This is a genomic window from Cellulomonas dongxiuzhuiae, assembly GCF_018623035.1.
Lineage (GTDB): Bacteria > Actinomycetota > Actinomycetes > Actinomycetales > Cellulomonadaceae > Cellulomonas > Cellulomonas dongxiuzhuiae.
In genome coordinates, this window is record NZ_CP076023.1 from 671,618 (window position 1) to 686,465 (window position 14,848).

Below are 14,848 nucleotides of genomic sequence, written 5' to 3' on the forward strand. Positions count from 1 at the left end.
GCCGCGCTGCGGGCCCCGGCGCGGACGCTGGTGATGGGCGTCGTCAACGTCACGCCGGACTCCTTCTCCGACGGCGGGCGCTGGTTCGACGTCGCCGCGGCGGTCGAGCGTGGGGCGGCGCTTCTCGACGAGGGCGCCGACCTGCTCGACGTGGGCGGCGAGTCCACGCGGCCGGGCGCGGCGCGCGTCCCCGTCGAGGAGGAGCTGGCCCGCGTGCTGCCGGTGGTCGAGCAGCTCGTCGCGCGCGGTGCGGTCGTCAGCGTCGACACCACGCGCGCGGTCGTCGCGGCGCAGGCCGTCGACCGCGGCGCCGTCCTCGTCAACGACGTCTCGGGCGGCATGGCGGACCCCGACATGGCGTCGGTCGTGGCCGGCACGGGGGCCGCGTACGTGGCCATGCACTGGCGCGGGCACGCCGACGTCATGGACGCGCACGACACGTACGACGACGTGGTGGCCGACGTGCGGCGCGAGCTGGCGGAGCGCGTCGCGACGCTGCGGGCCGCGGGGGTGCGCGACGAGCAGGTCGTGCTGGACCCGGGCCTGGGGTTCGCCAAGACCGGGGAGAGCAACTGGCCGTTGCTGGCGCACCTGCCCGAGCTGGTCGCCGACGGGTACCCGGTGCTCGTGGGGGCGAGCCGCAAGCGGTTCCTCGGCCACCTCATGGCCGGGCCCGACGGGACGCCCGCCCCCCCGGCCGCACGCGACGACGCCACGGCGGCCGTGACGGCACTGGCGGCCGCGGCCGGCGCCTGGGCGGTGCGGGTGCACGAGGTGGCCGCGTCGGCCGCGGCGGTCCGGGTCGCCGCCCGCTGGCGCGACGCGCAGGTCGGCACGGCCGGTGGTGCGGCCGGGCACGTCAGGACAGAGCACGCCACGACGCGGCACGCGACGACGGGTGCGGCACAGGAGGGAGCACGGTGAACGTGCAGGACGACGTGCACGACGAGGGCGGACGCCGGCTGGACCAGATCCGGCTCACGGGCGTCACCGCCACGGGGTACCACGGGGTGTTCGAGCACGAGCGGCGCGACGGGCAGACCTTCGTCGCCGACGTCGTGGTGCACGTGGACACGCGCCGTGCCGCCGCGGGGGACGACCTGGTGCACACGGTCGACTACGGCCAGGCGGCGCAGCTGGTGGCCGCCGTGCTGTCGGGCGAGCCGGTGGACCTGATCGAGACCGTCGCGGAGCGGATCGCGGCGACCGTGCTCGCGCTGCCGGGCGTGCAGGCGGTCGACGTCGCGGTGCACAAGCCGCAGGCTCCCATCCCCGTGCCGTTCGGCGACGTCGTCGTGTCGATCCGCCGCGACCGCACCAAGCTGCCCGCCGCGGAGCCGTACCGCCCCGCGACGGGTCAGGTCCGGCGGTCCGCCGACACGGGGCTGCGCCCGCGCACCGCTGCGCTCCCGCTCGCCGCGGGGCCGTCGTCCCCGCCCGCGCCGGAGCTGCCGCCGCCGTCCGCCCCGGCCGTGCCCGTGCCGCCGGCGCCGCTGCCGGTGCCCGGGCCCCCGTCGCCGCCGCTCGGTGCCCCCGCCGCCCCCGCGCCCGCCGCCGCCTCCACCCCCGCACCGGACGCGTCGCGCCTCGGCCACGACGCCGGGCCCGACGGGGTCGGTGCCGTCGTCGTCGGACCGGCGCCCAGCGGTGCCGTCCCCACCGGCGTGATGCCCGCGGTGGCCGCCGGGCCGGACGCCGCGCCGGACGGCGCCCGCACCGAGCTCATGGCGCCGGTGCCCGACGTCGTCGACGGCGAGCTCGTGCTGGACGCCCTCGACGAGCCGCCCGCGCAGCCCGTCCGGTGCGTCCTCGCCCTCGGGTCGAATGTGGGGCCCGCGCAGGAGACGCTGCGCCAGGCGGTCGCCGAGCTCGCCGCGACCCCGGGCGTCGAGGTCGTGGCGGTCTCGCCGCTCGCCCGCACGGCCGCCGTGGGCCCCGAGCAGCCGGACTTCCTCAACGCCGTCGTGCTCGCGCGCACCACGCTCGCGGCGCGGGACCTGCTGCGGGCCGTGCACGCCGTCGAGCAGCGCCACGGGCGCGAACGCGTCCAGCGCTGGGGGCCGCGCACGCTCGACGTCGACATCATCGTGTACGGCGACACCGTGGCGGTCACGGACGACCTCGAGCTGCCGCACCCGCGTGCGCACGAGCGCGCCTTCGTCCTGCAGCCGTGGGCGCAGGTCGACCCCGAGGCGCAGCTGCCGGGCCTGGGCGGCGGTCCGGTCGCGCAGCTCGCGGCGACCGCGCCCGACCGCGACGGCGTGCGCTGGATGGCCCTGGACTGGCTCACCGCTCCCGTGCCGGCGGCCAACCCCGAGCCGGAGGGCGCGAGCGCGGGCGAGGCGCACCTGCCGTGAGCGCGACCCGCGTCCGCACGCTCGTCCTGCTGGCCGTCGGCGTCGCCGCCGTGACGTGGTGGGCGATGCGCATGATGGTGGGCCGGGGGGCCGCCACGCCGCCCGACGTCCCGTGGCTCGTCGTGGTGGTCGAGCTGGTCATCGCGGGCGTCGTGCTGTCGATGGGCTGGGCCGTGCGGCAGTACCAGCGCGGCAAGCGGCCGCTGCTCGACCCGGTGCGGGCCGCACGCACCGCCGTCCTGGCGAAGGCGTCCTGCTACACGGGCGCGCTGCTCACCGGGTGGTACGGCGGGCAGGCGCTGTCGCTGCTGACCGACGCCGACGTGCCGGGCAGCACGACGCGCGCGGCGGCCGCGGGGCTCGCCGTGCTGGGGGCGGTCGCGCTGACGGTCGTGGGCCTCGTCGTCGAGCACTGGTGCCGCATCCCGCCGCCGGACGCCGAGGAGCCCGCGGTGCCGCGCGGGGCCGACCTCGACCCGTCGGTCGGCTGACCCGGCCGGAACCACCCGCGTCGCCCGCTCGTCCGCGCGACCGCACCGCAGGGCTCCCGCCGTGCGGGAGGATGAGCACATGACCACCACCCCCGGGACGCAGGGCGTCGCGTCCGGAGCCGACCCGTTCGACCTGCACGACGTCGCGTGGACCGCGGTGTCACCGCGGCTGGCCACGGCCCGGCTCGTGGTGCTCGGGGTGTGGGCCGTCGTGCTCCTCGCCCCGACCGTCGCGCTCGCGGCCGCGCTCGACGTGGCGTGGCTGTGGGCCGTGCCCGCGGTGCTCGCCGCGGCGCTGCTGTGGGGTGCGCTGCTGGTCCACCGGCAGGTCCGCACGCTGCGCTACGCCGAGCGCGCCGACGACCTCCTGATCCGCAAGGGCATCATGTTCCGCTCGCTCGTCGTGGTCCCGTACGGCCGCATGCAGTTCGTCGACGTCAGCTCCGGGCCCCTCGCCCGCCGCCTGGGCATCGCGACCGTGCAGCTGCACACCGCGGCGCCGGGCACCGACGCGACGATCCCGGGTCTGCCGCCGGCCGAGGCGGCGCGCCTGCGCGACCGGCTCGCGTCGCGCGGTGAGGCCCGCTTGGCGGGGCTGTGAGCACCGCGCTGCATCCCGTGCCGGAGTCCGCGGGCGAGGAGGGCTACGACTGGCGCCGCCTGCACCCCGTGACGCCCGCGCTGCGGGGCTGGAAGGCGCTGGTCGCGTTCGTCGCGATCATCGGGTTCCAGATGTCCGACATGCTGCGCGACATCGCGGACGCGCTCGGCCCGGGCCGTGCGTGGCTCGTCATCCTGGGCGTCGTGCTGCTGGTCGGCGTCGTCGGCTTCGTGTACTCCGCCCTGGCGTGGCGGGTCATGCGGTTCGCCGTCACCGACAGCGCGGTCCACCTGCGCACGGGTCTGCTGTTCCGGCAGCAGCGGCAGGCACGCCTCGACCGGCTGCAGGCCGTGGACGTGGTGCAGCCGCTGCTCGCGCGGCTCCTGGGGCTCGCGCAGCTCAACCTCGAGGTCGCCGGTGGCGCAGGGTCCGCCGTGCAGCTGGCGTTCCTGCGGGAGTCCGAGGCGACGGCGCTGCGTGCGCAGATCCTCGCGCTCGCCGCGGGGGTCGGTCCGCAGGCGGCGGTGGCAGCACCGTCCGGTCCCGTGACCGACGGCGACGCCGCGTCGCCCGCTCCGGCCCAGGGCGACACCGGCACGGTGGCCGCCGCACCGGTCTACGCGCCCGCGCCCGAGCGGCAGGTGTACGAGCTGCCCATGCCGCGGCTCATCCGGTCCATCCTGTGGTCCGTCCCGCCGTGGTTCGTGCTGGTCGCCGTGGTCGTCGCGGTCGTCGTCAGCGTCGTCGCCGGTGACATCGGCGGCATGTTCGTGCTGATCCCGGCAGTCCTCGGCGCCGGCGGCTACGTCTGGGGTCGCATCAACACCGGCGCGACCTTCCGCGCGGCGGCGTCACCGGACGGCATCCGGCTGCGGCACGGCCTGACCGAGACCCGCACGCAGACCGTCCCGCCCGGGCGCGTCCAGGCGGTGCGCATCAGCCAGGGCCCGCTGTGGCGCCGCTCCGACTGGTGGAAGGTCGAGATCAACGTCGCGGGCTACGGCGCGGACGCCGAGGCGCAGAAGGGTTCGGTGCTGCACCCGGTGGCGACCCGGGTCGAGGTCGGGGTCGCCCTGTGGCTCGTCCTGCCCGACCTGGGCGTCGACGACCCGGCGCGCATGCTCGACGCCGCGCTCACGGGGCTCGACGCGGACGGTGGCTTCACGCCCGCGCCCCGCAGCGCCCGGTGGGTCGACCCGCTGAGCCGCCGCCGGCACGGCGTGCTGGTCACCCGCACCGCGCTGGTCATGCGGTCGGGGCGGTGGTGGCGCAGCGTCGTGGTCGTGCCGCACGAGCGCACGCAGAGCATCGCGCTCGAGCAGGGACCGCTGCAGCGGCGCCTGCGCCTCGCGTCCTTCGTGACCCACTCGACGCCCGGGCCCGTCTCGCCGCGCGTCGACCACCTCGACGAGCACGTCGCGGCGGAGCTGCTCGAGCTGCAGTCCCACCGCGCCCGGCAGGCGCGCGCCGTCGCCGGCCCCGAGCTGTGGATGCGTGCCGCGGCGGCCCCGATCGGTGATGCGGGCGAGGTTGCGGGCGCCCAGCCGCCGCAGGCCGTGGCCGCCCTCGCCCCGCGGGTGCCCGACGCCGCTCCGCAGGCGCCGCCCGTGCTCGGCGAGCCCCGGACGTGAGCGCGGACCCCGCGTCCCGGCCCGGGCGTCTGGGTGTCGGCGTCATCGGCGCCGGACGCGTCGGCGCCGTCCTGGGCAGCGCCCTGCGTGGCGCCGGCCACCCGGTCGTGGGCGTGTCCGCGGTGTCCCAGGAGTCGCGCGAGCGCGCGGCGATGCTGCTGCCCGGTGTCCCCGTGCTCGAGGTCCCCGAGGTCGTGCGGCGTGCCGAGCTCGTCCTCCTCGCCGTCCCCGACGACGCGCTGGCACCCCTGGTGCGCGGCCTCGCGGAGACCGGTGCGTGGCAGGCCGGGCAGATCGTCGCGCACACGTCGGGCCGGTTCGGCACCGCGGTCCTCGCGCCCGCGCGCGCGGCGGGCGTCATCCCGCTCGCGCTGCACCCCGCGATGACGTTCACGGGGACGTCGCTCGACCTGGCGCGGCTCGTCGGCTGCGCGTTCGCCGTCACCGCGCCGGGCCCGGTGCTGCCGATCGGCCAGGCGCTCGTCGTGGAGATCGGGGGCGAGCCCGTCGTCGTCGGCGAGGAGCAGCGCCCGCTGTACCACGCGGGCCTCGCGCACGGCGCGAACCACCTCGTCGTGCTCGTCGCGCAGGCCGCGCAGGCGTTGCGCGCCGCCGGCGTCGACGAGCCGGGGCACGTGCTGCGGCCCCTCCTGGAGGCCGCCCTCGACGGCGCGCTGCGCGCCGAGGACGCGGCCGGCGACGGCGGCCCGGGCGCCATCTCCGCACTGACGGGGCCCGTGCGGCGCGGGGACGCGGGGACGGTCGCCGACCACGTCGCGGTGCTGACGGCGCTGGGCGCGACCACCGGTGCGGTCGACGTGCCGGCGGGTTACGGTGCCCTGTCGCGCGCGGCGACGGCACGCGCGCTCGGTGCCGGGCTGGTGCGGCCGGAGGCTGCGCGGGACGTGCTCGACGCGCTCGCGGGCATCAAGTCGGCCCCCACGGCGTTGCACGGTGAGGACCACGGATCGCCGCCCCCCGGGGACCCCGGGCGGGACGGCCCGGGACAGGACGGCGGAACCCCGCCGCAGGAGGACGCATGACCACCACCCACCCCGCGCTCGTGCGCGACCGCGACGCGCTGGCCGCCGCGCTGGCCGCGCAGGACGCCGCGTCGCTGCCGCGCGCCGAGGCGGACACGGACCGGCGGCCGTACCGGCGCGCCGTGGTGATGACGATGGGCGCGCTGCACGCCGGTCACCTCGCGCTCGTCGAGCACGCGCGCTCGCTGGCCGACCTCGTGGTGGTGACGATCTTCGTCAACCCGCTCCAGTTCGGCCCCACCGAGGACCTCGCGCGCTACCCGCGCGACCTCGAGGGCGACCTCGCGCTGCTGTCGGGCCCGGGCCTGCTGCGGCCCCAGGACGTGGTGTTCGCGCCGACGGTCGACGTCGTGTACCCCGACGGCGACCCCGTGGTGCGCGTCACGGCGGGGCGGCTCGGCGAGGTGCTGGAGGGGGAGTCGCGCCCCGGCCACCTCGACGGTGTGCTCACGGTCGTGCTCAAGCTCCTGCACCTGACACGTCCCGACGTGGCGGTCTTCGGCCAGAAGGACGCCCAGCAGGTCGCCGCGGTGCGTCGCCTGGTGCGCGACCTCGACGTGCCGGTCGACGTCGAGGTCCACGCGACCGTGCGCGAGGACGACGGGCTCGCGCGCTCGAGCCGCAACGCCTACCTGACGCCCGAGCAGCGCGAGCGCGCGCTGGCACTGTCGGTCGCGCTGGACGCCGGTCGCCGCGTCGCCGACGCGGGACACGGCCCCGACGCGGTGGTCGCCGCCGCGCGGGCGGTGCTCGGCGAGCGGCTGTCCGACCAGGACGCCGTGGACTACGTCGCACTGGTCGACGCGGCGACGTTCGCGTCCGCCGGTGCCGGGACGTCGCAGGCCGTGCTGCTGCTCGCGGCGCGGGTCGGCGCGACGCGGCTCATCGACAACGCACCGCTGACGCTGCACGGCACGCCGGCGGGCCGGGGCGGCGCACCCGAGCGCGGCGGGCGCGCGGCCGGCCCGACGGGCGGAGGTGCCGCGTGACCACGCTGCAGCGCACGATGATGACCGGCAAGGTGCACCGTGCGACGGTCACGGCGGCCGACCTGCACTACGTCGGCTCGATCACGATCGACGCCGACCTCCTCGCGGCGGCCGACATCCTGCCCGGGCAGCAGGTCGACGTCGTCGACGTCACCAACGGTGCGCGCCTGACGACGTACGCGATCGCCGGTGAGCCGGGCGAGGGCCAGGTCTGCGTCAACGGGGCGGCGGCGCACCTGGTGCACCCGGGGGACGTCGTCATCGTCATCGCCTACGGCACGATGTCCGACGCGGAGGCGCGCACGTACACGCCGCACGTCGTGCTCGTCGACGCCGACAACCGCGTCGTCGAGACGGGCGACGACCCGGGGCAGGTCCCCGACGGGTGGACCGAGCGGACGGGCCTGGTCGCCTCGGGCATCCCGATGTCGAGCGCCCGCGCGGCGCTCGACCGCACGTCCTGACGCCACCGCGGGACCGGAGCCACGGGGCGGCGGCCACCGCGCGCGACCGGCTGCGCGTCCGCGTCCCGGCGCGACGGCGGTGGGCGCGGGCCGGGGCGCTAGGGTCCCCCTCGTGCTCGTGACGCCCGACCTGCCGTCCGTCCGCCTCGCCACCCGCCTCGCGGCGCCCGAGCCGGGCTGGACGGTCCACGCCGACGCGGTCGTCGTCGGCTCGGGGATCGCGGGCCTGACCGCGGCGCTCGAGCTGCGCACGCGCGTGCGGCGCGTCCTGCTCGTCACCAAGGGCGTGCTGTCCTCCGGGTCGACGGTCTGGGCGCAGGGCGGCATCGCGGCGGCGCTCGACCCGACGGACTCACCCGCGGCGCACCTGCACGACACGCTCGTCGCCGGCGGCGGCCTGTGCGACCCCCGGGCGGTGGAGACGCTGGTCACCGAGGGCCCGCACCGCGTGCGCCAGCTCGTCGCGCGCGGGGCCGTGTTCGACACCACCGCGGACGGCGAGATCAGCCTGACGCGCGAGGGCGGGCACCTGACGGACCGCATCGCGCACGCGGGCGGCGACGCGACGGGCGCCGAGATCTCCCGCGCGCTCGTCGCGCAGATCGAGGCGGTGCGCGACGACCCGGGCATCGAGGTCATCGAGCACGCGCTCGTGCTCGACGTCCTCACGGGCGCACCGGGTCCGGACGGCGCGCCGGGCGCCGTGGCGGGCGTGACCCTGCACGTCATCGGGGAGGGGTCGCGCGACGGCGTCGGCGCCGCGCTCGCGCCCGTCGTGCTGCTGGCGACCGGGGGCATCGGCCAGGTGTACCGGTCGTCGACCAACCCGGCGCAGGCCACGGGGGACGGCATCGCCGCGGCGCTGCGCGCGGGTGCGCTGCTGGGCGACCTGGAGTTCGTGCAGTTCCACCCCACGGTGCTGTGGCTGGGCACGGGCGTGAAGGGCCAGCTGACGCTCGTGAGCGAGGCGGTGCGCGGCGAGGGCGCGCTGCTGCTCGACACCGACGGCGTGCGGTTCATGCCCGACGAGCACCCGCTCGCGGAGCTCGCACCGCGGGACGTCGTCGCGCACGCGATCGTGCGGCGGACCGCGGCGACGGGGTCGGACCACGTGTGGCTCGACGCGCGGCACCTGGGTGGTGACTTCTTCGCGCGGCGCTTCCCGACGATCCACGAGCGCCTCGCCGAGCACGGCATCGACCCCGCCACGGACCTGGTCCCGGTGGCACCGGCGCAGCACTACCACTCGGGCGGCGTCGTGACGGACCTCGACGGGCGGTCGTCGCTCACGGGCCTGTACGCGGTGGGCGAGGTCGCGTGCACGGGTGTGCACGGCGCCAACCGCCTGGCGTCGAACTCGCTGCTCGAGGGGCTCGTGTTCGCGCACCGCGCGGCGCGCGACGTCGCCGCGCGCGTCGAGGGCGGGTTCCTGCCGCGCGTCGACCCCGTCCCCCGCCCGGGGCCCGAGGCGCTGGTGGCCGCGGCGTCGCGCGCGCGCGTGCAGCGCGTGGCGACGGACGGGCCGGGCGTGCTGCGCTCCGGCGACGGGCTGCGCCGGGCGCTGACGTCGCTCGCGGCGATCCCGACCGACGCCCAGCAGCGGCGGGACGACGGCCGGCCGCTGGGTGTGCCGCAGCTCGCCGAGTGGGAGACGACCAACGTGCACCAGGTGGCCACGGTGCTCACGCTGGCGGCGCTGGTGCGCGAGGAGTCGCGCGGCGGGCACGCGCGGAGCGACTTCCCGCTCACGGAGGAGGAGTGGCGTGTGCGCGTCGGGGTGAAATCGGGAACGGACGGATCGGTCGAGATCGGGCCTCGCCCGGTCGGATAGTCCGGTGAGCACGTTCCCAAGGGTCGAAACTTTCTCCAGACGTCGGATGACTTGGCTGCATCTGAACGGGTGACCAGGTCTGCCGCTTTCCCTCGCTGCTCCGTAGGTTGAGCGGTCCGGCCCCGGAAGCGGGGGGTGCTGTGCTGCGCAAGGGAGCGACGATGCACGTCAAGAGGCGCCGAAAGGTGCACGAAAGTATCGGTGTGGCGGCCGCTGTCGTGGCCCTGGTCGCAGCCCCGATGGTCGGGACGACGCTGTCGTCGGCGACCGCGGCGGCGCCCGAGGTCGTGGTGTCCGCGAGCTTCGACGACGGCACGCTGGGTGACCTGTCGGTGAGCGGGGACGGTGTGGGGCCGGTCCTCGCTCATGTCGTCGAGGGCGACGGCAAGGCGCTGAGCGTCACGCAGCGCGGGGCCACGTGGCACACCGTGCAGTCGGGCACCGGGATCTTCGCCTCGGGCGTGGAGTACACGTTCAGCGCGCGGGTCAAGCTGCTCGCGCCGGACCCGGGCGCGGTCGGTCGCTTCACGATGTACGACGGTGCGTACACGCCCGTCGGCCCGCAGACGCTGACCGCCGGTGAGTGGACGACCATCGGCGGCACGTACACGCTGCCGGCCGGTGCGGACGCGAGCACGGTGAAGTTCGCCGTGGAGGCCGGCACCTGGGGCAGCTCGGAGGTCGCCGCGACGTTCCCCGACTTCCTCGTCGACGACGTCCTGGTCACCCGTCCGGCGACGGCGACCCCGCCGACGACGACCGTCGTGGTGTCGGCGGACTTCGACGACGGCACGCTGGGTGACCTGTCGGTGAGCGGGGACGGTGTGGGGCCGGTCCTCGCTCATGTCGTCGAGGGCGACGGCAAGGCGCTGAGCGTCACGCAGCGCGGGGCCACGTGGCACACCGTGCAGTCGGGCACCGGGATCTTCGCCTCGGGCGTGGAGTACACGTTCAGCGCGCGGGTCAAGCTGCTCGCGCCGGACCCGGGCGCGGTCGGTCGCTTCACGATGTACGACGGTGCGTACACGCCCGTCGGCCCGCAGACGCTGACCGCCGGTGAGTGGACGACCATCGGCGGCACGTACACGCTGCCGGCCGGTGCGGACGCGAGCACGGTGAAGTTCGCCGTGGAGGCCGGCACCTGGGGCAGCTCGGAGGTCGCCGCGACGTTCCCCGACTTCCTCGTCGACGACGTCCTGGTCACCCGCGCGACGGGTGCCGCCGACCCCGTGGACCCCGTGGACCCCGGGGCCCCCGTGACCGTCCTGGCGTCGGACTTCGAGTCCGCGCTGACGCCGTGGGTCGCCCGCAACGCCACCGTCACGCGCACGACGACGGACGCGCACACCGGCACGGGTGCGATGCTCGTCGCGGGTCGCACCGACGGCTGGCACGGCGCGCAGACACCGATCAACCCGATCTTCGCCACCGGTGGCACCTACACCGTCTCGGCGTGGGTCAGGCTGGCGCCGGGCGAGACGGCGACGACCATGAAGATGACGGTGGCCGAGACGCCCGTGACCGACACCTCCTACGTGGAGGCGGCACCGGCGGTCACCGTCACGGACGGCGCCTGGGTGCAGCTCACCGGCTCCTACACGCGCGGCCCCGGCGTCACCGGTGGTGACCTCTACTTCGAGGCCGCCGGCCTCACGACGAGCTTCCTCGTCGACGACGTCACCATCCTCGGTCCGCCGGTCGCCACCGGCCCCGGCGACGGCTGGGTCCCGGACCTCGAGGGCTTCGTCCCCGGCGGTGCGGTCGACCCGACGACCACGCCCGTCACCACGGCCCGCACGGTCGAGGGCGCGACGAACACCGCCGCGCTGACGTTCGACGACGGCCCCAACGGTGCCGACACGGCCGGGCTGCTGGACTTCCTGGCGGCGAACGACCTGGTCGCCACCTTCTGCGTCATCGGCCAGAACGTCACGGCATCCGGTGGTGCCGCGACGCTGCAGCGGATCGTGTCGGAGGGGCACACGCTGTGCAACCACGGCACGTCGTACGCGGACATGGGCGGCATGACCAAGGCGCAGGTCGAGGCCGACCTCAAGGCGAACCTCACGATCATCCGCAACGCGCTCGGTGACCCGAACGCCCCGGTGCCGTACTTCCGTGCCCCCAACGGCAGCTGGGGCCAGACGGCCGCCGTCGCCGTCGCGCTCGGCATGCAGCCGCTCGGCGTGACCAACACGATCTCCGACTGGGAGCCCCTGGACGAGGCGACGCTGACTACGAACCTGCGGGCAGCCATGCAGAACGGCCAGATCGTGCTCGTGCACGACGGCGGCGGCAACCGTGCCGCGTCCGTCGCCGCGACGCGGACGGTCGTCACCGAGAAGATCGCCGCCGGCTGGGCGTTCACGCTGCCCACGGGCGGTGCGGACGGCTCGTACGTCCCGTCCGGCAGCATCGACGCCGACTTCGAGGACAACACCCTGCAGGGGTGGACGGGCCGCGACGTCGGCAACGGCCCGCCCACGGTCGACGTCGTCGAGCCTGGTCACGCGTCGAGGTACGCGGCACGCATCTCGAACCGCGACGGCCACGGCGAGGGTCTGATCGCCGACGTCACGGGCATCTTCGAGGGCGGCGCCACGTACGACTTCTCGGCGTGGATCAAGTTCGAGGGCGCGCCCGGTGACGTCTCCCTGACGGCTGACGTGGACAACACGTACCCGAACCTGGTGCATCTGACGGGCATGGCGAACGACTGGGTGCAGGTCTCCGGGACGTTCGCGATGCCGCCGTACACGACCAGTGCGCGGCTGTACTTCGAGACCCACTACGCCGGCGGCAACACGTCGACCTTCCTGGTCGACGACATCACCTTCACCCAGCGGCCGGACCCGAAGATCCAGAAGGACCTGCCGGCGCTGTTCGACTCGGTCGACGTGCCGCTCGGTGTGGCCATCGACGCCCGGGAGACCCAGCGGTCGGCGGCGGAGCTGCTCAACCAGCACTTCGAGCAGGTCACGGCCGAGAACTCGATGAAGCCGGAGAACTGGTACAACGGCCGCACGTTCGCACCGAACGCGCAGACCAAGGCCATCATGGACTACGCCGTCGCCAACGACCTGCGGGTGTACGGGCACGTGCTCGTGTGGCACGCGCAGACGCCGGCCTGGTTCTTCCAGGACGACGCGGGCGCGGCCCTGCCGGTCAACGACGCGAGCGCGGTGATCGTCCGCCAGCGGATGGAGGACCACATCGAGAACGTGGCCCGCTGGATCGCCGAGGAGTACGGCGACTTCGGCTCGCCGACCAACCCGGTCGTCGGCTGGGACGTCGTCAACGAGGTCATCTCCGACCAGGACCCTGACGACGGCATGCGTGCCAGCGACTGGTACAAGTACCTCGGCGAGGAGTTCGTCGACAGCGCGTTCGAGTACGCCGACACGTACGTCAACGGCGTGTACCTCGCGCCCGGGGCGGACCGGATCCCGCTCTTCATCAACGACTACAACTCCGAGCTGAAGAGCAAGCAGGACCGGTACTACGCGCTGGTCGAGCGGCTCCTCGAGCGTGACGTCCCGATCGACGGCGTGGGCCACCAGTTCCACGTCTCGCTGTCGGTGCCGGTCTCGTTCCTCGAGGGTGCGCTGGAGCGGTTCTCCGGTCTGGGCCTGCTGCAGGCGGTCACGGAGTTCGACGTCACCACGGGCGCCCCGGCGACGGAGGCCCTGTTCATCGAGCAGGGCTACTACTACCGGGACGCGTTCGAGGCCTTCCACCGGTACGAGGACCAGATGTTCTCGATCACCGTGTGGGGCCTGTACGACACCCGGTCGTGGCGGAACTCCAGCGGTGGGCCGCTCGTCTTCGACGAGGGCATGCAGGCGAAGCCGGCCTACCACGGCATCGTCGGCGGCGACCTGCCGGCGCGGATCCGCACCGCCAGCTCGTTCGCCGGGGACGTGGCGCTCGACGCCGACGCCGCCGCCGACGTCGCGTGGCAGCAGCTCCCGCTGCACGACGTGGAGGGGGAGGTCGGTTTCCAGACCCGCTGGGCGCCGGACCACCTGACGGTGTACGCCGCCGTGCAGGACGCCTACGACACCCTCGAGGTGCAGGTCGGCGACGAGACCTACGCGTTCTCGCGCACCGGCTCCGGTGACGTCGACGGCGTCGTGTCCGACACCGCCGACGGGTGGGCCGCCGTGGTCCACGTGCCGGTGGCTGCCGAGCTGGGCGACGTCCTGCAGTTCGACGTCCGGGTCGTCGACGGCGACACGGTGGTCGGCTGGAACACGCCCGGTCACCTGGGCGAGCTCTCGCTGGTCGACCCGCTGTCCACGGTCGAGGTCGTCAGGACGGCGGCCGAGCCGACCGTCGACGGGGAGGTGGACACGCAGTGGCAGGACGCGGCCACGGTCTCCACGGGCAAGCAGGTCGACGGCGCGCCCGGTGCGACCGCCACCGTCCGGACCCTGTGGAAGGGCAGGACGCTGTTCGTCCTGGCCGACGTCGTGGACGCCACACCGGACACCTCCGCCACGGCGGCCCACGAGAAGGACTCGTTCGAGATCTTCCTCGACGCCGGGAACTTCAAGAACCCGACCTTCCGGTACGACGACCTGCACGTGCGGGTCGACGCGGCGGGCGGGGTCACCATCGGTCAGGGTGACCAGGGGTTCCACATGGCCCGGATCCAGGCCGAGGTCGTCACGACGGCCACCGGGTACCGCGTGGAGGCGGCCGTCGACATGCTCGACCAGTACGTCGGCCTCGGCACGTTCCACGGCCTGGACTTCCAGGTGAACGACGCGACCGACGGCGAGCGCACCTCGGTGCGCACGTGGGCGGACCCGACCGGTCTGGGCTTCCAGTCGCCGCAGCGCTGGGGCGTGGCACAGCTCGTGTCCGCTCTGACGCCGCCCGTCGACGGCGTCGAGCCGGAGCTGTCCCTGTCGACGCCGGACGTCAAGGCCGGCGGCGCTGTGGCGGTCACCCTGACCGGGTTCACGCCCGGTGACACCGTGACGATCGGTCTGGTGGGCCCTGCGGGTACCACCGCGCTGGGGTCGGTCCTCGTGGCCGGCGACGGCACGGCGTCGCTCACGGTGACGATCCCGGCCGGGACGGCGGCGGGCGCGTACCGCATCGCCGCCGCGGTCGACGGCGACGTCCTCGCGGAGGGCGCGCTGACCGTCCTCGCGGCGGACGCGGCAGCGGGCGCGGGTGGCACGGCGGCGACGCCGACGACCCGCGGCGGCAGCCTCGCCACCACGGGTGCCGGTCTGGGCCTCGGTCTGCTGGGCCTCCTGGTCCTGCTGACCGGCGCGGTCCTGCTGGTCGTCCGCCGACGCGGCCGCCTGGCCGCCGAGCTTGGTGGCACGCTGCGCCGCTGACGGACCCGACGGAGCCCCACCGGCAGGTATCCCCCTGCTCGCCGGTGGGGCTTCGTCGTGCCGGCCGCACCCTTCCGGGTGACACCA

At 75.3% G+C, this 14,848-nt stretch carries 10 protein-coding genes; all 10 read left to right on the forward strand.

Annotation, left to right across the window (positions count from 1 at the left end; genetic code table 11):
- Positions 1 to 33: 33 nt before the first annotated feature.
- The 10 genes from folP to KKR89_RS03185 all read left to right on the forward strand — a co-directional run bounded on the left by folP (position 34) and on the right by KKR89_RS03185 (position 14,761).
- Positions 34 to 924 (forward strand): dihydropteroate synthase, encoded by an 891-nt coding sequence (gene folP, locus KKR89_RS03140; RefSeq protein WP_208197319.1) that lies wholly within the window; start codon positions 34 to 36, stop codon positions 922 to 924.
- Complete coding sequence (folK, locus tag KKR89_RS03145; protein WP_208197227.1) at positions 921 to 2,357, forward strand: 2-amino-4-hydroxy-6-hydroxymethyldihydropteridine diphosphokinase; 1,437 nt, start codon at positions 921 to 923, stop codon at positions 2,355 to 2,357. Before folP ends, folK begins: the two co-directional genes overlap by 4 nt.
- The gene (locus KKR89_RS03150; protein WP_208197228.1) at positions 2,354 to 2,848 is read left to right on the forward strand and encodes a DUF3180 domain-containing protein; all 495 of its coding nucleotides are present in this window, start codon (positions 2,354 to 2,356) and stop codon (positions 2,846 to 2,848) included. The genes folK and KKR89_RS03150 overlap by 4 nt, the downstream gene beginning before the upstream one ends.
- A gap of 79 nt (positions 2,849 to 2,927) precedes the next feature.
- Positions 2,928 to 3,449, forward strand: a complete 522-nt coding sequence (locus KKR89_RS03155) for a PH domain-containing protein (RefSeq protein WP_208197229.1) — start codon at positions 2,928 to 2,930, stop codon at positions 3,447 to 3,449.
- A complete protein-coding gene (locus KKR89_RS03160) occupies positions 3,446 to 5,080 on the forward strand; it encodes a PH domain-containing protein (protein ID WP_208197230.1) in 1,635 nt (544 codons plus the stop codon). The genes KKR89_RS03155 and KKR89_RS03160 overlap by 4 nt, the downstream gene beginning before the upstream one ends.
- On the forward strand, positions 5,077 to 6,123 hold the full coding sequence (locus KKR89_RS03165; protein ID WP_208197231.1) for a Rossmann-like and DUF2520 domain-containing protein: 1,047 nt from the start codon (positions 5,077 to 5,079) through the stop codon (positions 6,121 to 6,123). The genes KKR89_RS03160 and KKR89_RS03165 overlap by 4 nt, the downstream gene beginning before the upstream one ends.
- A complete protein-coding gene (gene panC / locus KKR89_RS03170) occupies positions 6,120 to 7,112 on the forward strand; it encodes a pantoate--beta-alanine ligase (RefSeq protein ID WP_208197232.1) in 993 nt (330 codons plus the stop codon). Before KKR89_RS03165 ends, panC begins: the two co-directional genes overlap by 4 nt.
- Positions 7,109 to 7,576, forward strand: coding sequence for an aspartate 1-decarboxylase (panD, locus tag KKR89_RS03175; protein ID WP_251140996.1), 468 nt, complete (start codon positions 7,109 to 7,111; stop codon positions 7,574 to 7,576). Before panC ends, panD begins: the two co-directional genes overlap by 4 nt.
- Before the next feature lie 112 nt (positions 7,577 to 7,688).
- The gene (locus tag KKR89_RS03180; RefSeq protein WP_208197233.1) at positions 7,689 to 9,407 is read left to right on the forward strand and encodes an L-aspartate oxidase; all 1,719 of its coding nucleotides are present in this window, start codon (positions 7,689 to 7,691) and stop codon (positions 9,405 to 9,407) included.
- Positions 9,408 to 9,610: 203 nt separating this feature from the next.
- On the forward strand, positions 9,611 to 14,761 hold the full coding sequence (locus tag KKR89_RS03185) for an endo-1,4-beta-xylanase (protein ID WP_214765668.1): 5,151 nt from the start codon (positions 9,611 to 9,613) through the stop codon (positions 14,759 to 14,761).
- The last annotated feature ends 87 nt before the right edge of the window (positions 14,762 to 14,848 follow it).

Excerpts from the sequence above, each read along its gene's own strand:
- folP (WP_208197319.1), top strand. The coding sequence starts at position 34 with ATGGGCGTCGTCAACGTCACGCCGGACTCCTTCTCCGACGGCGGGCGC.
- KKR89_RS03155 (WP_208197229.1), top strand. The coding sequence starts at position 2,928 with ATGACCACCACCCCCGGGACGCAGGGCGTCGCGTCCGGAGCCGACCCG.
- panC (WP_208197232.1), top strand. The coding sequence starts at position 6,120 with ATGACCACCACCCACCCCGCGCTCGTGCGCGACCGCGACGCGCTGGCC.